Raw genomic sequence first — 21,312 nt, 5'->3', positions numbered from 1 at the left:
CGATCGCTATCACTACCTAGCAAGGCCAAACCACCGTTTCTTCGTTCTGCTCTTAGACCGGCATGGTCAATTTTTTGGGATGGCACTGACCTAGCCCAGCTACTGACTTGGATAAAAAAATTGCGAGCCGGCAGTTTTGTTTCTTTTGCTGTCAAAAGAAAAAAGGCCCATCCGGCCAGGACACGATAAAATCCTTTTAAACCGAAGCGTAAAAGACATTTTTTTGTAGCATTCATCTACCGGCTGGTGTCATCACTTGCCGTAAACTTTTCCCGCTGCGCTGGCTTGCCTCGGCTAGCCGCCGAAGGGCTCTCTTCTTTTTCTTGACAAAAAGAAGCAAAACTCAAGGCTTGGATCTGATGTCGGATTAGCGCATCGAAATTTAGATCGCGGTAGCGCAAGGGCTCGATTCGCTTTGTAATAATGATTTGTTTTAGGAGCCATTCGTGCTACCTTGAGTTGTGGGGAAATTTGAACGGAGGTGCAAAAATTTCAACGGCTTCTCCTTCCATCATCTCCTAGGCCGGATAGCAAGGTGCCAATAGCAGGATGAGAATTAGGATGCAGACTTAGATTTAGAACAAGAAAGGCGATCGCTATCACTACCCAGCAAGGCCAAACCACCGTTTCTTCGTTCTGCTCTTAGACCGGCATGGTCAGTTTTTTGGGATGGCACTGACCTAGCCCAGCTACTGACTTGGATAAAAAAATTACGAGCCGGCAGTTTTGTTTCTTTTGCTGTCAAAAGAAAAAAGGCCCGTCCGGCCAGGACGCGATAATATCCTTTTAAACCGAAGCGTAAAAGACATTTTTTTGTAGCATTCATCTACCGGCTGGTGTCATCACTTGCCGTAAACTTTTCCCGCTGCGCTTGGCTTGCCTCGGCTAGCCGCCGAAGGGCTTTCTTCTTTTTCTTGACAAAAAGAAGCCAACCCGAGCTTTTCTGCGAGCTCATGAATACCTATAAAAACATAAACAACTGATGAATAAACTCAAGGCTTGGATCTGATGTTGGATTAGCGCGTCGAAATTTAGATCGCGGTAGCGCTAGGGCTCGATTTGCTTTGTAATAAGGATTTGTTGTAGGAGCCGTTCGCGCTACCTTGGGTTGTGGGGAAATTTGAACGGAGGTGCAAAAATTTCAACGGCTTCTCCTTCCATCATCTCCTAGGCCGGATAGCGAGGTGGCAATAACATGTGTTTATAGCAGGGTGGCCGTAGCGAAGTTGTTATTCCAGCGCAGCAAAGGTCTCCTGCTGTGTTGCATATTATCTTTATCTATAACCAAAACTTTTTTCGATTTTTTATGAACGGTGGGTTAAACCGCTCGTCATCCTGAACTTGATTCAGGACCTATGGTTTGATGTTGATGGTTTTTTAATTGTGGCTGAGGAAAATTCTTATTACACGCCCTTCTTCCTTCAGAGGAAAGATGCCGTATGCGGATAGTTGGCCTTTCGCTTAGGTGATATTTTTTTTACACTCGAAATCTATCACGATTTGCTACTTTTACCCGATACGTTTAAATATATGAAGAAAGATAGCAGTTGCGATCTAAAAACTTGTTTCATGTGCCAACTCTCTTTACCAGAATGGCACCCTGCAATTGCAAATAATAGAAATAACTTTATAGCCAAAAAAGGTGAAACAATCTTTAGTGAAGGCGACCCTGTTAAAGGTGTTTATTTTGTTACCTCTGGAAATGTGAAAATCCATAAAAAGTGGGGCGACAAAGAATTAATTCTCCGCTTTGCTAATGAAGGTGCAATATTCGGCCATCGCGGCATCACAACAAAAATAGATACTTATCCAATCTCTGCCACAGCTTTAGAAACCACCCATTTTTGCGTAGTAGACCTCGAATTTTTTAAGACCACATTAAAAGTTAATCATGATTTTGCATACAACATGATGATGTTTTATGCTGATGAACTTCATTCTTCTGAGCGAAAAATGAGAAACTTAGCGCTTATGTCGGTAAAAGGACGTTTAGCTGTAGCTTTACTCGAATTGAAAGAACAGTTTGGCTTGGATCAGGATGGTTTTTTATCGCTGGAATTAAGCCGACAGGATCTGGCTGCTTTTACTGGGGCAACCTATGAAACAGTTTTTAGAACAATGAACGAACTGCTGGCAGAACAACTCATTAAAATAAATGGCAAAGCCTTAGGTATTTTAAACGAAGCTGGCTTAATTGACCTGGCCACAAGATAATGATAGGTGTTGTGTTTTGTGGTGGGAGAAGTACCAGAATGGGTACCGATAAAGGACTAATACCTCTAGTGGAGGGAAACTGGGCTTCGCTTGCTTTCGAAAAAATGAGCTCATTGGGCATTACAGTAAAGGTTTCTATCAATCCTGATCAGGAGAAAGATTATCTTAATTTTTTTGAAAAAGAACAATTATTGAAAGATAATCTTTCGTTAGGAGTAGCCGGACCATTACTTGGACTCTTGTCTGCACATGTTCAATACCCAACCGAAAATATATTGGTTTTAGCCTGCGATCTTCCATTAATGAAAGCCAGTTTACTTAACCGTTTGCGATTGGCAGAAGAGATGGTGCCAGATTCAGATGCTATTGTTTACTTGAATAACGGCAATGTAGAACCACTCTGTGGAATATATAAAGCAAGTGGTTTAATCAAAATTATGAATAAATTAAGTGCTGAAAAACTAACCAGATACAGTATGAAGCATGTTTTGAGCCTCCTGGATGTACAGCCTTTGAATATTCCTGAAGGGGAAGAAGCAGCTTTCACTAACTTTAATACTCACGGCATTACATAGTTGTGGGTTGATGCTGTAATCCTTGAAAAATCATTTTTTCCGCCTTCGCATACCGTACAACAATAGTCGGGTGGTAAATTTTCGAATGCTGTATGAGGTAAAATGCCAGATTCTATCTCTCCAATAGATTCACTGTAAATGGTAAAACACTTATTGCACTGAAAAAGATTTTCCTGTACTAAGGGCTTAGATTTCTCTTTGGCAGGAGCATTGCTTACTTTTTTATCTTGTTTAATCTCTTTCCGAAAAACATAAAACTTCATAATCACCCGCCGTAATTGCTCTGGGAGCATGGCCTTCAGGTTTCCGCTGCTAAAAACTTCTTCCGTTCTTTCATTGGGGTTAAAATCTTTCGCCCTTAAAATATCGTAAACCGGCAAAAGCTTAATTCCTGGCAAATTGATCAGGTAGCGCTTACGAATAAGAATACTGCTAAAAATCTCACTTTTCTTTCTGGTTTTAATGCCAAAACAAATGCCATAAGTCCGGATATCATCAATACTCAGGTATTTAACCAGATAATTTTTAAGGTCAAGACTTTGAATGGAATTGTCTTCAATCTGAAAATTCAATTCATTAGCCGCATGTCTCATGTTAATATTAAATTCTTCCAGTAAGCTGTTCCAGAGTGCTTTGTCTTTTTCATCAATCCCTTTAATAATGATGCTTTTCCAGGATGTACAGCAAATCTGGCCTAATTTAGTCTCGGTGCAAAGCAGGCAAAGTTGCTTTAAAAAGGTAACCCTAAACAACTCGTCTCTTCTGTAAATTCCAAGCCAATATTTGTTGTTGTAACGGTTAAGGCCTTCATAGTAAGGGAGATTGAAAGGCGTAGATGGTGGCCTGTTTGTTGCGGCTTTTATAATGCACTCATCTGTATTAATCTGCCTGAAAAGTTCAATACCACTTGCCTTAATGTTATCGATAAATTTACCGCTGTTCGAGGTAATAAGTTCCTCAATTTGCCTGGTTATCTTCGAAATACTGTTTGTATAGCAAAGCTGATCCCATTCATAAACTACATTAGTTTTCGGGAAACGAATGACCAGGTGCCAGTAATGTTCTGCTTCAACCGAAGCGATCCAATTAATATTGCCAGTTAGCATCGGCGTGAAACTTTGGTTGTTGTCGCAAATGTTCACTTTTAAATGCGGTTTAAAGTCAATTGCTTCCAATACATCCTGATACACACCTTCCGTAAGCCATGAATTTCTTACAAATATTTCTTCTGCAGGATAGGAGCTTACGATATTAGGATACTCACTGAGGTCAATCTCATAATCAATAGCTAAACGGTCTAGCTCATTGGTAAAAGTATCTGCATTGTAGCTAATGGTATCTAAAAATAACTGTTGCCGCAATCCAAACCTTACGTATTGGATTTTCGCCTTCGAGGCCGCTACCAAAATGTTATATAGGTTTCCGGGGGAGATAATCCCGCCAGGAAAGTTAATGATAACTGTTATTGCTTGCATATCAGTTGGTTAGTAATCCAAATTCTTTAACCGCTTTAGGGAAGTTCTTGTTTTCGTGACCGGGTCTGCACAATTTTAATAAGGCAAATCTTTGAATATCAGTTAGGCTTTCCCATTGGTTCAGAGAAAGATTTAAGGCAATTTCATTGGATTTTTCGATTAACATTTCTGGAATTTGCTGAAGGTTAGCCCAGGCAGGTTGCTGATCTATTGCTAATTTGGTGGCTGCATTTCCAGTATATTTTGCAATTAATGCAATTAAGTATTGATGGTAAATGGCTATCGCTTCGTTCTGGTCAGTTGGTAATAAAGCTAGTTTTACCCTTTCTTCAGGATCAAATTTACTCCATTCGCTCAATTTTAATTTCACGCCGGCAGCATCCATTTTAAAACGAACTACCATGGGGATGCAACGAACATTATCTTCCATAAAATCTTCCTCAAAATTGAAGTATTCTATTCCCTGGATGTTTATAAATTCTGAAGGGCTCGTGTTGTTGTTTTTACTCATCTTTTCTTATACTTAATCTTGTTCAACCGGAATTTGTACGGGGGCATATTTTAATACGTTAACGAAGGCATCCAGAATATTTTTTACTTCCGGCCTGCAACTTCCACAGCCCATTCCGGCTCCTGTTAACTGGCAAAGCTGCAAATGATCTTTGCAACCCGCTTTAATTTTGTTAATTATATTTCCTTCGCCCACATTGTTGCAACTGCATATGGTTTTCCCGATAATGGGTTCAGCAGTTTTCCCGCTTCTTAATAATTGAAGCCTTTTTTCGCTCAACTCCATCTTGGTTTCAATTAAATTTCTAAATTCCAGAAATTCACTTTTATCACCAATCAGGATGGCACCAACAAGTTTATCCTGATGCACGATGCATTTTTTGTAGTAGCGCTTGGCTTTATCAAGAAAGATAATCTCTTCGTAACCCTCACCATGATTTGGAATTTCTGCTAAACCAAGCGAACAGAGTTCCAGGCTGTGCATTTTCAAGATATTCATCAATAAACTGCCCGTGTAATATTTGCCAATATCGCCACAAAGAAAACGGGCTACTATTTCGGCTTGTTGCTCTGCTGCGGCAGTAATGCCATAAAGCTGATCATGGAATTCGGCAATTTCGCCAATAGCGAAAATGTCTTTAGCATTGGTTCGTAAATATTCATCTACAATAACCCCTCTTTTACAATCAATGCCCGCCTGTTTGATTAATTCTATGTTCGGAACAGTACCAATGGCAATAACCAGCGACTGGCAAGCAATTAAACGCCCGCTCTTTAAACGGATTCCCGAGATATTTTTGTCGCCCAAAAAACGGTCAACTTCATCATTATAAATAATTTCGATGCCTTTTCCAATAATCTCTTCGTGCAGCAGCTGGCTCCCCATCATATCCAGTTGCCTGCCCATTAAACGGGAAATTCTTTGAACGATCGTCACTTTTGCTCCGATTTCGCTAAGTGATGTAGCCAGTTCAATTCCGAGTAAACCACCGCCCACAATTACTACTTCTTGGTTAGTACCTTCAATGTGTGCCTTAAAAAGATCTGCATCCGTTCGGCTGCGCATGGTAAATATTCCGTTTATTGCAGGCATATCCTTTAAAACGAATGGCCTGCTTCCGGTTGCCAGCACCAGCACATCATACTGGTGGCTAATGCCTTTACTATCAGTTACCGTTTTTTCTGCTTTCGATATTTTACTAATTTCAACTCCGCGATGCAATTTGATGTGATAATTATTTTCTTCATCATCGCTCATTTTTATGAGGTTATGCCATGGCAAAGTGCCTGTAATGTAGTCGGGGAGGAGTACCCGGTTGTAAAACGGAAAATCTTCTTTGCTAAAAACTTCAATTTCATCATCAACATTCAAAGCACGGTAGCTTTTTACAAAACCGCAGGCACCAGCACCAGCACCCACAACAATGATTTTCCGCTTTGGCTTTTTGTATAATGTTACCTCAACTGCGCTGTATTTAAAGTCGGGTTCTTTACTAATCGGATCAACCAGGTTATTGGTGAGATTATTTACCCGGTGGAGGTCGTATTGATTAATCAATCCCCAGTGCATGGGCATGAAAACTACACCTGGTTTAATATCATCAGAATATTTTGCCTTTACCCTTACCTCACCACGCAGGCTAAAAACTTCAATTAAATCGCCATCTTTAATGTTTCTCTCTGCGGCATCTGCCGGATTGATTTCTAAAAATGTTTCACTCAGATGTTGGTTTAACTTGGTCACTTTACCGGTTTTACTTCGGGTATGCCATTGGTCTCTAATTCTTCCGGTGGTTAGAATCAGCGGCCGCTCCGGAGTCAGGCTTTCAGATAAATTCTCATCAGAAAAGGAATGGATGTTTGCCTTTTCATCAGGAGTATGAAATTTAAAATCAGTAAACAATCTGGCGGTTCCTGCGGAATTGGTTTTTTGAGGATAAGGCCACTGAACGGCCCTCTTTTCTTTTAAGATCTCGTAATTTAAATCGCTGATATCAATATTAGTACCAGCAGTAAGCGCTGCATGCTCCAGGAAAATCTCCGAAGAATCTTTAAAATCAAATCCGGAATAGCCCATTTTCTTTGCAAAACGGTAAATAATTTCGGCATCTGGCAGAGCTTCTCCAGGTGAATCAACAATTTTGCTAAGGTGCGAAATGTATCGCCCCGCGTTGGTCATGGTACCTTCTTTTTCGGCCCAGGCTGCTGCAGGCAAAACCACATCAGCATATTTTAAAGTTTCCGTTTTGTTGCTGATATCCTGAACCACTACGAACCTGGCTTTTTTAAGCCCCGTTTCCGCTGTTCTCACATCAGGCAAACTGATCAATGGGTTAGTGCATAAAATCCAGATCGCCTTCAGTTTACCAGCATTTAATTCATCAAACATTTCCGTAGCCGTTAGCCCCGGTTTTGAATTAATGGTACCTAATGGGATTTTCCAGAAAGTTTCTACTTCATTTCGTTCGACCTCATTTGCCAGAGTCCGGTGCGCGGGAAGCAAATTACTTAAACCGCCAACTTCCCTTCCGCCCATGGCATTGGGTTGGCCTGTTAATGAAAATGGCCCGCTTCCTGGTTTTCCGATATGGCCCGTAATCAGATTTAGGTTAATGAGAGATAAATTTTTATTTGTGCCCACTACACTCTGATTCAAACCCATTGTCCACATGGTAAGAAAACCTTTCGCATGGCCGATAAAAGATGCAGCCGTACGAATATCATCGTCTGTTATGCCACAGATATTGGCGGCTTCTACAATGGAGGTATTCAGTACATTTTGCCGATAGAGTTCAAATCCATTGGTATGTTTTTCGATAAACGCATTATCGGTTTGCCCTTCTGTAATTAGGCAATGGGCAATGGCATGGTGTAGCGTAATATCAGTGCCTGGGTTAATTTGCAAGTGTAAATCTGCAAGTGCGCAGGTTTGCGTTCTCCGTGGATCGCTTACAATTATTTTTAAGTTCGGATTCTTCGCTTTTGCGGCCTCTACCCGTCGCCATAAAATTGGATGACACCAGGCCGGATTAGCACCAGCTACAAAAATACAATCGGCCAGTTCAATATCATCATAACTAATGGGCACGCTATCCTCACCAAGGCTCATTTTATAACCAACAACCGCACTGCTCATACATAAGCGGCTGTTGGTATCGATATTATTACTGCCGATAAAACCTTTAATCAATTTATTTACAACATAATATTCTTCTGTTAAACACTGTCCGCTGGCATAAAAGGCTACACTATCCGGCCCATGCTTTTCTATTAGTGCCTTAAAAACTGCTGCGGTTCGCTCCAATGCTATATCCCAGCTTACGCGCTGTAAAGGCATATTTTTATTGTACCGCATTTGCGGATAAAGCAACCGATCACTTCTATCATTTACGGTATAATGCAGATTCATCCCTTTACTACACAACATGCCGCGGTTTACCGGATGCGATTGGTCGCCCTCTACTGTGAGGTTATCCTGAGCGTCTTTATTGACCACAATGCCACAGCCTACACCGCAATAGCAACAGGTAGTGGTGTTTGATTTTAATATGGGCTTTTCTGTTTTCAAAGGGCGACTGAAAATTACAGGTGAACTATTTTGATGGGTTTAATACTAAGTTTTCTACCTGACTTTGTCTTTGTGACATAACCGTTCTAAAAATGAATACAGCAATACCAACGGCAAGAATAATATAGCCAAGCAAGGTAAAGGCGCTGGTATAATCAATTAAATCTTTATGTAGGTTAGCACTTTCGCCAGTCATATTTTTAGTGAGGTGACTCGCCTTCGCTTTAAACATAAAAGCAATAAGCATAGCGCCAATATTGCCGCCAGCACCAACAATTCCGGCAACACTTCCTACTGCTTTTGGATTAATAAAGGGTACCAGGCTGTAAGTTGCACCATTTGCCATTTTTAAACTGAGGCCAAAAACAAACATCATAAAAATGGCCATACCAATATTGCCCGATTTAGCAAACCAGATTAATCCGATTCCTTCTACCAACAATAGTGAGGCCAGGAGCAATGTTTTTCCGTCAAATCCCCAGGTTTTGCCAATCTTATCTGCCAATACACCACCTAATGGACGGGCAAAGATGTTTATCCATCCAAAAATGCCTGCTACCATTCCGGCGACAGCAATAGTTGCTCCGAAAGAATCGGTAAAGAAGATCGGAGCGAAGTTATCTACTGTAATTTCTACCCCAAAGCAGGCGGCGTAGGCAATGGTTAAAATCCAGGTGCGGTAGTCTTTAGCGGCAAGTAAGAATGTGTTTTCTTTAGATTTTTCTGCCATGTCTAAGTTTTTAAAATCTCCTGCCGGGCTATCCAGCGTGTATCGATGGTAAAGAAATGCACAAACCAATAACATAATCCCAGGAAAGAGCATCGCATAACGCCAGCTATCTGCAGAAGTGCAGAGCCCAACGGCGGTAAGGCCAGATGCGATTAGCGGCATAAAAAAGTTTGCCGCACCTCCACCTGCGTTTCCAAACCCACCTGCGGTAGCATTGGCCGTTCCTTTAATATTCGGAGCAAACATAATCGAAGTGTGAAATTGCGTAATTACAAAAGAAGCACCAATTACACCTATTGCTAACCTGAAAATTAAAAAAGAAAGGTAAGATTGGCTGGTGCCAATCAGTATAACAGGTATGGCGCATAATACCAGTAGCCAGGTATAAATAAGTTTAGGGCCATATTTATCAATCAATCTGCCGATTAAAAGGCGGGCAAGAATGGTGGCAGATACCGATGCGATTTGAATATTGCCAACCTGATCTTTTGTTAATGCTAACTGTTCTCTCGCCATTTTCATGAGCGGAGCCATTCCGAACCAGGCAAAAAAGCAAAAGAAAAAGGTTAACCAGGTAATGTGAAAGGTTTTCATCTGAACGCCTTTCAAAGAAAATATGTTGAGTTTACGGAGGGGTTGATTGGTTAAATTCGACATTGTTAATAAGGTTGTTTGGTTTGCATTTATACAGTATGCCTATGCCAGGCCCATTTTCCCTTTCTGCACGTGATGTGGCTTTTTCAGTTTACTTTAGAAAAAGATTCGATTAAAATTTATCGAAATAATTAAGCTCTTAAATGGTAGTTAAGAAGTTCTTTATTTGGGTTCGGTTCCGATGTAAACTGTTCCGTTTTCTACTTTTACTGGATAAGTCTTAATCGCGCACTCGTCGCCACTTAAACATTCTCCCGTTACTAACGAAAAGTTTTTCTTATGAAATGGACAAGCTACCTTAGGTTCATCGGTAGCTGTGCCAATCATTCCTCTACTTAATGCCATTTGTTTGCGGTGCGGGCATTCGTTTTGAGTGGCATACCACTCATTTCTTCTGGTGAAATAAAATAATGCAATTTGATCTTCACCATTTTTTACACATACACCACCATTTTCTACAGCATCTTCTACGCTGCAGGCAGCTAACCAATTGTTCGTTGTTTCTATCATCTTTTTAGGATAAGGGTTAATATTGGACAATTCTATATTTGGTTAGTGTAAATATGTTGTTGAGGAATTTTCAGTAATTAGGTCTTTAAATTCCTCTTTAAAATCATTATTTTCTCTTAATAGGTATCATACAATGCTTATATATATGATTTTTAATAGTCAAATATAATATTATTGCACTTAATTTTTTTAAATTTTATGATTTTTATCATAAAATTTAAAATTTCATATGTTTTAATGATTTATTTATCCAAATATTTAGTTTTTGTTAATTAATAGTCGATTTTAATTAAGGGTTTTCAAGTTTGTCGAACCGGTATTTTAGTTTTTAAGTGTTTTATGTAGTGATTATTATCTTTTTTAGTGACTTTTTATTGTCTTTTTGATGTTTTGTTTAAAAATTGGTGTTCATTGATTGATTTATGGTAATTTTTAACTGCTAATCTCTAAATCATTATTTCCAGCTAATCAATACCATAATAGATTCGTAAGTCAAGTCAGAACACCTAGAAGGTAGCAAAGGCTTTTAGAGGATGGTTAATAAGTAATTTCAATAGATTAGAGTTGTAAGAAAGTTACCTTTTCGAAGAAAACATTAAAACAATTGATGGATAAATAGGCTTATAAAGAGAAAATATATAGAATGAGTACACCAAAGCCAATTGCTAAAGATTTACAAAAATTTATAGATCGTTTTGAGCCAGCTAAATTCAAGGTGATGAGATCTGGGATTGAGATCAGGGGAGTGAGCAACATTCACCAGGCCATTCAGACAGCAAAAGATATTATTGAAAAATTAAAGCTTAATTTAAATATATCCCATAGTGCGGATATGGTAAGCTACGGTGGTTTTGAAGTAAACCTTCGTTAGTTAAAGAATTATAGAAACTAAGAAGACTAAAACATTTTCTTAGTTTCTATTCCAAACTCTATTCAGCACTTTACAGCCATCCTTTGTGGCAAAGATGAAAGCCAACATTATTGATCATTTAATCAATATCCCTAAGTGCTTACTTTATCAGATTCCTGAAGTTGCAGCTTAAGCTTTATCTCTCGCATAATAAAGTTGGAGTAAGTATATGGTCATCATTTCAAACCTAACCTTATTTTGTTTGTTCTGCTTATATTGCGTGATAAAGAATTTTCGAGATTATTTTAATGAAATTTCTTTATTTAATAGCTTCCAGATTATGAATGATTTGACTTCCAAAAAAACCGAATATAAGGTGCCACATGTTTCTCAATGGTCAGCGTTTGTGCACGCGAAATGTCCGAGGTGTAGACTTGGATCAGCCTTTACAGGTGCCATGTACGGATTTAAGATTCAGAAGATGAAAGAGGTTTGTGAAGTTTGTTCACTAAAATTTGAACGTGAGCCTGGATACTTTTATGTATCCATGTTCGTAAGCTACGCTATGAATGTTGCAGAAATAATCTTTCTGGGTGTAGCTGCCTATGTATTAGGCCTGGATATTGTTTATGAAAATCTATGGTATTTTGTGATCATTATCTTTACAGGTGTATTACTATTTTCTCCGCTAAATTACCGTTACTCACGTATGGTACTGCTTTATTGGCTTTCACCCGGATTACATTATGACCCATCAAGAATCAAAAATAGATAGCTTGTTTATGATCAGGACAATGTTTGAATTAAATAAGATCTGAAACCTCAATAAATTGTAGCTTCAGATCTATTCTTAATAAAAATATGTGTTTAGTAGAATTACTTCTTACCCGCTTTAGGAGCCAATGTAAGGAACATTCTTTTTCCTTCTAGTCTTGGTAATAACTCTACCTTGCCTACATCCTCTAATCCTTGAGCAAATTTTAGTAATAAAATTTCTCCCTGATCTTTGTAAACAATCGATCTTCCTTTAAAGTGTACAAAGGCACGAACCTTTTCACCACTTTCTAAAAATGATATGGCATGTTTCAATTTAAACTGAAAATCATGGTCATCTGTATTCGGACCAAACCTGATATCTTTAATGATGGTTTGTTTCGCCTTAGATTTGATTTCCTTTTGTTTCTTCTTCTGTTCATAAAGAAACTTGCTATAGTCGACGATGCGACAAACCGGAGGAACTGCGTTCGGTGATATTTCAACCAGATCCAGACCTTGGTCGTCTGCTAATTTTAATGCCTCAGCAATAGGATAAATTGCTGTTTCTACATTATCTCCTGTTAATCTTACCTCTGTTGCGGTAATTAACTGATTAATTTTATGTTCTGCTTCTTTCTTTCTGAAGGGTAAGCGTGGCCCTCTGTTGAATCCTGCTTTTTTTAATGCCAAATTACTATAATTTTAGTGAAAAATGTTTTAAGTGAGAGGTGCTAATTGAGGCGATTCGATAATATACAATATTATACCGAATTACACAAATCTGATTTCTGATGATGACTTTATAGCGAAAATTGTTTCCCCATATTACAACAAAAATATGTTCTAACAAAAATGAGCTTGTTGAAAGGCCATAAAAAGATACGGCATTTCAACAAGCTCAATGTTGGCAACAGATTGAAGAAAATTTATTTTTTTAATTGCTGTTGTTGAAGTTTTAAAGAATCTTTTGCCCTTTTCTTAAAGAAACCGCGAAGTAAGAAATTACTTTGTAATGCTTCCAAATCCTCATCTAACTTCTTGCTGCTTTTCTCCAGGTTAATCATAATGGATTTAACTTGTTGTGCGGTTGCCTCATCATTTAATAATAACCCAGCTGCGTTATCAGAACTTTTTAACTTTCCTGAAGCAGTTTCTAAGTTAGCTGCCATTACTGATGCAGATTGCGTCAGTTTTTGTAAGCTTTGAGTAGATCTATCCAATTTTGCAAACACTGCAGTATCTGTTAATATCTTATCCATCAACCCGTTTTTGGTGTTCAATGTTTTGCTGAAGGTATTCAGGTCTAACGCCATTTTTGAAGTGGCTAAAGAGGTTTTATTTAAATTAGCAACCATAGCTTTAAAATTTTGTGCCAATTGCTCATCCGATAGGAGTGCACCTGCTGCACCTTTGCCATCAATCAGGTTGCGGGAAAGGATTTTAAAATCTGAAGTTACATCAACCAGGTTTTTATTATTTACCTGGAGCGTTTTCATGATATCATCTGTAGATAATGAAGTATTTACTTTGAGCATATCTCCATCCTCAACAAAAGGGAATTTAGGATTTCCGCCAGTAAGTACTACAATCTTATTACCGATTAAACCATCTGCACCAATACTGGCACCTGCATCTTTGTGGATGTATTTATGTACATCTTCTTCTATGCTCAATGCTACCTTTACCTGAGATGTTCCAAAGAAATCAATCTTTTTGATTGTGCCAATTTTTACTCCGGAAAACCAAACATTATTTCCTTTTTTAAGCCCTTGGATATCATTGAAGACCACATTAAGCGTAAAACTTTTTACGAAGGTTTTTTTCTGACTTCCCAAAGTGAAGATGGCCAACACAAATATGAGTATGCCCAAGGCAATGAAAATGCCGACTGTTATTTTCTTTTTATTGTCGTTCATGGTTATTGTATAAAATTATAATCAAAAAATGGTTGGGCCAGTTTATCGCCAGAGTTAAATATTTCTTCGAAACTGCCTTGACGTTCAAAACGGCGTTCCATCAACATCGCTACCCGGTTGCCAACCTCCTTTGCACAGGTTAAATCGTGGGTAATAATAATAGCACTGGTATGGTACCGCTCCTGAACATCGTTAATTAACTTGTTAATTTCTTTAGAAGTGATGGGATCAAGGCCGGCAGTTGGTTCATCATAAAGCATAATCTCCGGCTTTAAAATTAAGGTTCTGGCAATTCCTATCCGCTTTCGTTGTCCACCAGAAAGCTCAGATGGCATTTGGTTAATCGTTTGCGATAATCCAACAGCATCTAGCATCTCTTCAATCAGTAAATTTACTTCAGCTTTTTTGAGGTCTTTCCGGTTTCTAACCAATGGGAATTCCAAATTATCCCGAACGGTCATACTATCATATAGGGCACTGTTTTGAAAGGAGAAACCTACGCGTAACCTCAGGTCCAGCAATTCTTTGTAGGAGAGTTCATCAACTTTTTGTCCCAGTACATTCACTAATCCGCTGTCTGGCAATAGTAAGCCTACAATAATTTTAATCAGTACAGATTTACCAGTTCCACTTTTACCCAGCACAACCAGGTTTTCACCTTTATATAAATCCAGACTGGCATCCTCTAAAACTTTGTAGGTACCAAAAGCCTTATCCAGCGATTTGATCTCAATAACTTTTTCCGAATTAAAATCGGTCATATTTTTTGCTACCATATCTCAGTTTACGTATTAAAAAGGCTGAAAATTTGTACACATACCACTTCTTCAACAAAAATCAGGAACATGGCGGTTACCACGGCAGAATTTGCAGCCTTTCCTACGCCTTCTGTACCTTTAGAAGAATGATATCCCTGGTAACAACCTACAATGGCAATCGTAAAACCGAAGATAATCGCCTTTGTGGTACTGGCAATAATATCGAGGTAAGTAATATTTTCCAGAGAACTTTGAAAAAAAGTAGTTGCACTGGTACCCTCATTCACTGAAACGTTAAGCAATGCACCTAGCATTCCTACCATTGCGGTATAAAAGGTAAGAATAGGCATAGTAATCGTAGCCGCCAAAACCCGCGTTACCACCAGGAACTTAAATGGGTTGGTCGCGCTCACCTCCATGGCATCAATCTGCTCGCTCACCTTCATCGAGCCTAATTCAGCGCCAATGCTTGAGCCTACTTTTCCTGCAGCAATAAGTCCGGTTAGTAAAGGAGCAAGCGTTCTTAATAAGGCAATACCCACCAGCGAAGGCAGCCAGGATGTTGCACCAAATTCAGATAGCGAAGGTCTGGATTGCTTAGTGAAAACCAATCCGGTAATAAAACCAGTTGTAGAAATAAGTAACGCAGAGCGATAACCAATTTCATAACATTGCCGCATCAATTCTTTAAATTCGTAGGGCGGAATAAAGGCTTCACGGAAAAATCTTCCGATAAATCCAAATACATTATAAAGGGTGATAAACAAATTTCCGAACTTACTAACGGGCTTTGGTGTATCAGCCGGGGTCTCTTTCTCTATTCCCATTTTTGAGTTTGTGCTTTTTTTGTAGAGTCTTGCAAAATTTCTTTTTCTTTAATCAATCGGTGTTTGGATACGGAGAGTGTGTCAGCAGGAGAGAGGCTGCCAAACAACACTTTATAAGTTGCCATTAAACTCGTATTCCTTTTTTGAAAATCTGCTTCACTAATCTTTCCATGATTTAACTGCTGTTTTAGTGCAACTGATTGATCTATAATGGATTTTGCAGAATCAACAATGCCTGAACTGGAAAGCGTAGTTTGTTTATCTACCTTTTTCCCTCCAGAGCCTTGTTCTGGATTGGTATTGTGACAAGCAATCCCTAAAAAGGCAACAGGTAGCAGAAATTTTATTCTCATGGTAACAATACAGATTAAGTTGCCAATTGTTTGTGGTGAATAAGATTATTTGTATCCATCTTTTTTGATTGGTTTAATTGAGGCTAAACGATACAATGATAAGTACATCGGCATCTTAAATACAGTACAAATCAGCATATTCTGCCGCCCAAATATAATCTATAAATGCCATACTTATAGATTTAACCCACTGATGATTTACATTCAGTTCAACAATTTCCCTTACAATACGTAAGAAATTACTATGTTCATTTAGCTAAATGATAAAGTCTTTAGCAGATTTTTTTTGTTATATGATGGGATTTATTAGTTTTGTGAGCCCTACAAGGGGATTACATTAATTTATAGATGGATTTATTCATCTTAATTATTCTTAACTATGGAAAAATTCAAACAGGTACAAGAAGTTATCGCTTCAGTTGAAGCTGATATTGCTAAATTCTATGATGGTGGAAATGCTGCAGCTGGAACGCGTGTTCGTAAAGCAATGCAAGACCTTAAAGTGTTAGCTCAAGAAATCAGAGCTGAGGTTACAGAAAAAAAGAATGGTGCAAAATAAGCACTTGTAGCAATGATAAAATGCCTTTAGGATACTTCCTAAGGGCATTTTTATTAAACGGCTTATCGCAAGCTATATTTAGAATTCAATATACTAACGAACTGTTTAGCTAATTTAGACGTCATGGGCGGATTCGAACCGCCGTAAAAGGTTTTGCAGACCTGTACCTAAACCACTCGGCCACATGACTATTTAATTCATTTACTGATCAATCAAAAATCAATTACAATGCAAATATAAAATTATTTATATAATATCTATAGATTTTATAGTCTTTTTTTTGTTGAAGTATTATCTTTTGTTTAAAATCATTCAAAATGAATTATAAAAGTAAATTCACCATTAGGCAGATTTCAAATCAGAAAAATATTTTATCCGATAACCTATAAACTTATACCTTATATATACCGGCCGCCATTTTTTCTATAAATGATTTTGGTAAAAATCTATTGGCATAAACACTTACTATATTGGTTAGCCCAGGAACAATTTCAGATTTTTTTCCAAGCATACCTTTAACGGCAATAGCAGCAACCTCGGTAGGTTGCATATTAAATTTTTCTGCCATTTTACTAAATGCATCTAAACCTGCCCGATGTGCGAACCCAGTATCTACAGGACCAGGACTCATGCAGGTAACAGATATCGAAGTGTTCTTTAACTCAAACCTTAACGCACGCGTAAAGGAAAGCACAAATGCCTTGGTAGCAGAATAAATAGCAAGTGTTGGCACGGCCTGATAAGCTGCAGTGCTTGATATATTAAGGATGTAGGATTGCTTTTCTTTAGACAATGCGGGGATTAACAGGTGGCATAAAGAAATAACTGCATCCATATTCAGACGGCACATTTCCATTTGGCCCTGAAGATCCAGTTCTTTAAATTGCCCCCAGATTCCATAACCTGCATTATTAACAAGCGCATTGATCCGATATTTTTTTTCATCAATCCAAGCAGCCACTTTTTTAGGTGAATCATCTTCGCTCAAATCAATAGCCAGAAAATTGGTCGCTACACCATATTTAGTGGTAATCTCACGATTTAATACTTCGAGTTCATCAGCAGACCTGGCAATAAGCAAAAGATTAAAGCCCTTTTTCGCAAGTTCGAAAGCAATTGATTTGCCAATTCCTTTACTTGCACCGGTAACCACTGCGTAACTTTTATTCTGATCAATCATGTACAATTCATTAAATATACTCTTCGCAAAGATGCTATATTAAAGATTAACTTCTAAAGTTATGAACGATAATAAATCATTAAATGAGATTAAAATTTTAATCAGGAATAATTTTATATTTGGTAGGTGCGTAAATTATAGGTTTGCTGCAAGCCAGGGGCCAAATAGATTTTGACTATAGAAACATAGAATTATTCGATTGTGATTTGTGATGGGGAAGGTTTAACTTTAGATATGTTTTTAGCTTAGTGTTAGGTTAATTTCAAAAACAAAACAGATTAAAAATGGAAAAAGATTCAAATGATATCAGCAAATGCCCCTTCCATAACGGGAGTATGAAACAAAATGTTGCAGGTGGCGGAACCAGAAACCACGACTGGTGGCCGAATCAATTAAAATTGAACATTCTGCGTCAGAATTCTTCCCTGTCAAACCCCATGGATAAGGATTTTAATTATGCTGATGCCTTCAATAGCCTGAATTTAGAAGAGTTAAAAAACGATCTAAAAGAATTAATGACTGATTCGCAAGATTGGTGGCCGGCAGATTTTGGTCATTACGGTGGCTTATTCATTCGTATGGCCTGGCATAGTGCTGGTACCTATCGCGTAGGTGATGGCCGTGGTGGGGCAGGAGCAGGCTTGCAACGCTTTGCACCACTTAATAGCTGGCCAGATAATGTGAGTTTAGATAAAGCAAGGAGATTACTTTGGCCAATCAAACAAAAATATGGTAATAAGATATCCTGGGCAGATTTAATTATTCTTACCGGTAATGTCGCCCTGGAATCTATGGAATTCAAGACTTTCGGTTTCGCTGGTGGTCGTGATGATGCTTGGGAAGCTGATGAATCAGTGTATTGGGGATCAGAAACAACCTGGTTAGGTGGTGATGTCCGCTATGCTCATGGTTCAGATGGTGCTGGTAAAGAACATGGCGTTTTAGTAAGTGATGATAATGCCGATGGAGATATTCACACCCGCAATTTAGAAAAACCACTTGCAGCTGTGCAAATGGGATTGATTTATGTAAACCCGGAAGGGCCAGATGGAAATCCAGACCCGGTATTAGCCGCTAAGGATATTCGTGATACTTTTGGAAGAATGGCCATGAATGATGAAGAAACTGTAGCATTGATAGCCGGTGGTCACAGTTTCGGTAAAACCCATGGTGCTGCTTCTGCAGATCATGTAGGTAAAGAGCCTGAAGCAGCTGGTATTGAAAGCCAGGGAATGGGGTGGGATAACAGCTATGCCTCAGGTAAAGGTGCTGATACCATTACCAGTGGATTGGAAGTTACCTGGACCAAAACACCTACTAAATGGAGTAATAATTTCTTCGAAAATCTTTTTGCCTACGAATGGGAATTAACCAAAAGCCCGGCTGGTGCACATCAATGGGTGGCCAAAAATGCAGAAGCTATTATTCCTGATGCTTACGACGATAGTAAGAAACATTTACCATCTATGCTTACCACAGATATCGCTTTGAGATTTGATCCTGAATATGAAAAAATCTCAAGACGCTTTCTTGAAAATCCAGATCAGTTCGCAGACGCTTTTGCCCGTGCATGGTATAAATTAACACACCGGGATATGGGGCCTATAAGCCGTTACCTTGGGCCAGAAGTACCTCAGGAAGAATTGCTTTGGCAAGATCCTATTCCTGCAGTGGATCATACTTTAGTTAATGATGCTGATATAGAGACGTTAAAAGCAAAATTATTATCATCTGGATTAAGTGCATCTGAATTAATTTCAACGGCATGGGCTTCTGCCTCTACTTTCCGCGGCTCTGATAAACGTGGAGGTGCCAACGGTGCCCGTATTCGTTTATCGCCACAAAAAGATTGGCAGGTAAATAATCCGGCCCAGTTACATAAAGTGTTGAACGTATTAGAAGGTATTCAGCATGAATTTAACAGTGCACAGTTTGATGGAAAGAAAATTTCTCTGGCCGATTTAATTGTATTAGCGGGTACTGCTGCTGTAGAAAAAGCAGCGCATGAAGCTGGATATTTTAATGCTGTTCCTTTTACCGCAGGGCGGATGGATGCATCGCAGGCACAAACTGATGTAGAATCATTTAGCTACCTGGAGCCGCAAGCAGATGGTTTCCGAAATTATCGTAAATCAAAATCATCTGTGTCAACCGAAGAATTTCTGATTGATAAAGCCCACCTGCTTACTTTAACAGCTCCTGAGCTAACAGTTCTAATAGGTGGATTGCGGATGTTGGATATTAACTTCGACGGATCTAAAAACGGTGTATTCACCCATACCCCGGGAAAATTAACAAATGAGTTTTTCGTTAATTTATTAGATATGAATACCGCCTGGAAAGCAACTTCTGAAGATAAAGAAATCTATCTTGGCAGCGATAGAACTACCGGACAACCAAAATGGATGGCCACCAGAGCTGATTTGGTTTTTGGTTCAAATGCAGAGTTACGTGCTATTGCAGAAATATATGCCAGCGCAGATGGAAAAGATAAATTTATAAAAGATTTTATCCAAGCCTGGACTAAAGTGATGAATCTCGATCGGTTCGATATCGCGTAATATATTTTAATCAATTAAATTACTAAAGGATGCCGGCAATGGCATCCTTTTATGTTTCAAACTATTTTTTATATTCGTTTTTACTTCAAATTGAAATAGTTTATGGCCATCATCTATCAAAGCAGTCGAATTATGATCCGCGAGTTTTTACCATCGGAAGAAATCTTGTTTTGTTCATTTTTTGAAGATGAAGACGTTACACAGTACCTGCCACAATTACAGCCACAAGAATATATAGATTTATTTAATGCAGCTATAAAAGAATATCAGCTGGGTTCTTTCGGAAGATGGGGAATATTTGATCCCAAAAATAGCCAGATTATAGGCAATTGTCTGTTAAGGCCTTTTATTGAAATCCCCGGACAAATAGAGATTGGCTATAGTTTAGCTAAAGCATATTGGGGCAAGGGTATTGGTACTGAAGTGGCTAAAGCACTTGTATATTATGGCTTCGCTAATACCGATTCGAGAGAAATAGTAGCACTTACAGACATAAGGAACTTAGGCTCCCAGAAAGTTCTTATAAATTCTGGTTTTAAACAATTAGAAAATATAGTGAGAAAGGGAGTCGAACTTAATTATTTTGTAATTGAACGCAGCTAATTCTTACTGTCATGCTACAGTGTGTACGTTAATATTTGTTAAGTGCCAGACAATATTTAGGATCTTATTTATCTTATTGATTAATGGTTATAATATCCATTATATTAGTAACAACGGCCAGATCAACTTTCTCACGCCAAGCCTATATGTTCTATATTCCTATATGGTTCTTATCTTTATAATATTCCGGCAAACCGCTCCTGCGCACACCAATCTTTTACAAATCTTTTAAATTACCTTTAATGATTTACAGCGGCTAACGATTTATATCCATCATTATATATTAGCAAACTGCCAAATCAACTTCCTCCTTCCAAGCTTATATTTTCTCTATGTCTATATGCTTCTAATCCCAATAGTATTTCGGCAAACCGCTCCCTGCAAATACCAATCTTTTAAATCATTTCTAATGATTTACAGCGGCTAACGATTTATATCCATCATTATATATTCGCAAATTGCCAAATCAACTTCTTTACGCCAAGCCTATATGTTCTCTATGCCTATATGGTTGTAATCCCTAATATTTCGGCAACAGCTCCTGCACATACTCATCTTTTATATTATACATAATGATTTACAGCAGCTTACGATTTACTGCCATTACTATATAGTACCAAACATCCAAATCAACTTCCTCATTCCAAGCCTATATGTTCTCTATGCCTATATGGTTATAATCCCAATAGTATTTCGGCAGGCCGCTCCCGCTA

At 38.5% G+C, this 21,312-nt stretch carries 19 protein-coding genes and 1 tRNA gene; 7 read left to right on the top strand and 13 right to left on the bottom strand.

Features of this window, described 5'->3' with window-relative positions; genetic code table 11:
• On the bottom strand, positions 1-236 hold a 236-nt coding region (locus tag SOM16_RS22925; RefSeq protein WP_320466332.1), incomplete at its 3' end, for a hypothetical protein.
• 1,333 nt (positions 237-1,569) lie between these two features.
• Between SOM16_RS22925 and SOM16_RS22920 the strand changes: the two genes are divergently transcribed.
• Both SOM16_RS22920 and mobA read left to right on the top strand, forming a co-directional pair.
• The gene (locus SOM16_RS22920; RefSeq protein WP_320466331.1) at positions 1,570-2,214 is read left to right on the top strand and encodes a Crp/Fnr family transcriptional regulator; all 645 of its coding nucleotides are present in this window, start codon (positions 1,570-1,572) and stop codon (positions 2,212-2,214) included.
• Complete coding sequence (mobA, locus tag SOM16_RS22915) at positions 2,214-2,789, top strand: molybdenum cofactor guanylyltransferase (protein ID WP_320466330.1); 576 nt, start codon at positions 2,214-2,216, stop codon at positions 2,787-2,789. Before SOM16_RS22920 ends, mobA begins: the two co-directional genes overlap by 1 nt.
• Here the strand turns inward: mobA and SOM16_RS22910 are convergent.
• From SOM16_RS22910 to nirD, 5 genes are all read right to left on the bottom strand, one after another.
• Positions 2,774-4,264, bottom strand: a complete 1,491-nt coding sequence (locus SOM16_RS22910; RefSeq protein ID WP_320466329.1) for a rubredoxin — start codon at positions 4,262-4,264, stop codon at positions 2,774-2,776. The two genes, mobA and SOM16_RS22910, sit on opposite strands and share 16 nt — an antisense overlap.
• A gap of 1 nt (position 4,265) precedes the next feature.
• A complete protein-coding gene (locus tag SOM16_RS22905; RefSeq protein WP_320466328.1) occupies positions 4,266-4,775 on the bottom strand; it encodes a nitrate reductase associated protein in 510 nt (169 codons plus the stop codon).
• Between the two features lie 12 nt (positions 4,776-4,787).
• Positions 4,788-8,342 (bottom strand): molybdopterin-dependent oxidoreductase, encoded by a 3,555-nt coding sequence (locus SOM16_RS22900; RefSeq protein ID WP_320466327.1) that lies wholly within the window; start codon positions 8,340-8,342, stop codon positions 4,788-4,790.
• A gap of 25 nt (positions 8,343-8,367) precedes the next feature.
• On the bottom strand, positions 8,368-9,729 hold the full coding sequence (locus tag SOM16_RS22895; protein WP_320466326.1) for an MFS transporter: 1,362 nt from the start codon (positions 9,727-9,729) through the stop codon (positions 8,368-8,370).
• 159 nt (positions 9,730-9,888) lie between these two features.
• Positions 9,889-10,236, bottom strand: coding sequence for a nitrite reductase small subunit NirD (nirD, locus tag SOM16_RS22890; protein ID WP_320466325.1), 348 nt, complete (start codon positions 10,234-10,236; stop codon positions 9,889-9,891).
• Positions 10,237-10,879: 643 nt separating this feature from the next.
• Between nirD and SOM16_RS22885 the strand changes: the two genes are divergently transcribed.
• Positions 10,880-11,107: a hypothetical protein gene (locus SOM16_RS22885; protein ID WP_320466324.1), complete on the top strand. Its 228-nt coding sequence runs from the start codon at positions 10,880-10,882 to the stop codon at positions 11,105-11,107.
• 436 nt (positions 11,108-11,543) lie between these two features.
• Positions 11,544-11,861, top strand: coding sequence for a DUF983 domain-containing protein (locus SOM16_RS22880; protein WP_320466323.1), 318 nt, complete (start codon positions 11,544-11,546; stop codon positions 11,859-11,861).
• Between the two features lie 101 nt (positions 11,862-11,962).
• On the opposite strand, the gene infC is transcribed toward SOM16_RS22880, so the two are convergent.
• The 5 genes from infC to SOM16_RS22855 all read right to left on the bottom strand — a co-directional run bounded on the left by infC (position 11,963) and on the right by SOM16_RS22855 (position 15,696).
• A complete protein-coding gene (gene infC, locus SOM16_RS22875) occupies positions 11,963-12,532 on the bottom strand; it encodes a translation initiation factor IF-3 (RefSeq protein ID WP_320466322.1) in 570 nt (189 codons plus the stop codon).
• A gap of 236 nt (positions 12,533-12,768) precedes the next feature.
• Positions 12,769-13,758, bottom strand: coding sequence for an MlaD family protein (locus SOM16_RS22870; protein ID WP_320466321.1), 990 nt, complete (start codon positions 13,756-13,758; stop codon positions 12,769-12,771).
• Between the two features lie 2 nt (positions 13,759-13,760).
• Positions 13,761-14,519 carry an ABC transporter ATP-binding protein gene (locus SOM16_RS22865; protein WP_320466320.1) on the bottom strand — a complete coding sequence of 253 codons (759 nt, stop codon included), beginning with the start codon at positions 14,517-14,519 and terminating at the stop codon, positions 13,761-13,763.
• A 23-nt stretch (positions 14,520-14,542) separates the two neighbouring features.
• Positions 14,543-15,343 carry an MlaE family ABC transporter permease gene (locus SOM16_RS22860; protein ID WP_320466319.1) on the bottom strand — a complete coding sequence of 267 codons (801 nt, stop codon included), beginning with the start codon at positions 15,341-15,343 and terminating at the stop codon, positions 14,543-14,545.
• Positions 15,334-15,696: a hypothetical protein gene (locus SOM16_RS22855; protein ID WP_320466318.1), complete on the bottom strand. Its 363-nt coding sequence runs from the start codon at positions 15,694-15,696 to the stop codon at positions 15,334-15,336. Before SOM16_RS22855 ends, SOM16_RS22860 begins: the two co-directional genes overlap by 10 nt.
• Positions 15,697-16,075: 379 nt before the next feature.
• Between SOM16_RS22855 and SOM16_RS22850 the strand changes: the two genes are divergently transcribed.
• Entirely contained in the window at positions 16,076-16,255 is a 180-nt protein-coding gene (locus SOM16_RS22850; RefSeq protein ID WP_132534758.1) for a histone H1, read from the top strand.
• 118 nt (positions 16,256-16,373) lie between these two features.
• Here SOM16_RS22850 and SOM16_RS22845 read toward each other — a convergent pair.
• Together SOM16_RS22845 and SOM16_RS22840 are read right to left on the bottom strand one after the other, a co-directional pair.
• Positions 16,374-16,445 (bottom strand) — tRNA-Cys (locus tag SOM16_RS22845).
• 201 nt (positions 16,446-16,646) lie between these two features.
• A complete protein-coding gene (locus tag SOM16_RS22840) occupies positions 16,647-17,435 on the bottom strand; it encodes an SDR family NAD(P)-dependent oxidoreductase (protein WP_320466317.1) in 789 nt (262 codons plus the stop codon).
• A gap of 284 nt (positions 17,436-17,719) precedes the next feature.
• On the opposite strand from SOM16_RS22840, the gene katG reads away from it, so the two are divergent.
• A complete protein-coding gene (katG, locus tag SOM16_RS22835; RefSeq protein ID WP_320466316.1) occupies positions 17,720-19,996 on the top strand; it encodes a catalase/peroxidase HPI in 2,277 nt (758 codons plus the stop codon).
• 102 nt (positions 19,997-20,098) lie between these two features.
• On the top strand, positions 20,099-20,599 hold the full coding sequence (locus tag SOM16_RS22830) for a GNAT family N-acetyltransferase (RefSeq protein ID WP_320466315.1): 501 nt from the start codon (positions 20,099-20,101) through the stop codon (positions 20,597-20,599).
• Positions 20,600-21,312 lie beyond the last annotated feature (713 nt).

Origin of the sequence: Pedobacter sp. CFBP9032 (assembly GCF_034045265.1) — a bacterium.
GTDB lineage: Bacteria > Bacteroidota > Bacteroidia > Sphingobacteriales > Sphingobacteriaceae > Pedobacter.
The sequence above is the reverse complement of the archived record's forward strand: the minus strand, read 5'-3'. Positions and strand labels throughout refer to the sequence as shown.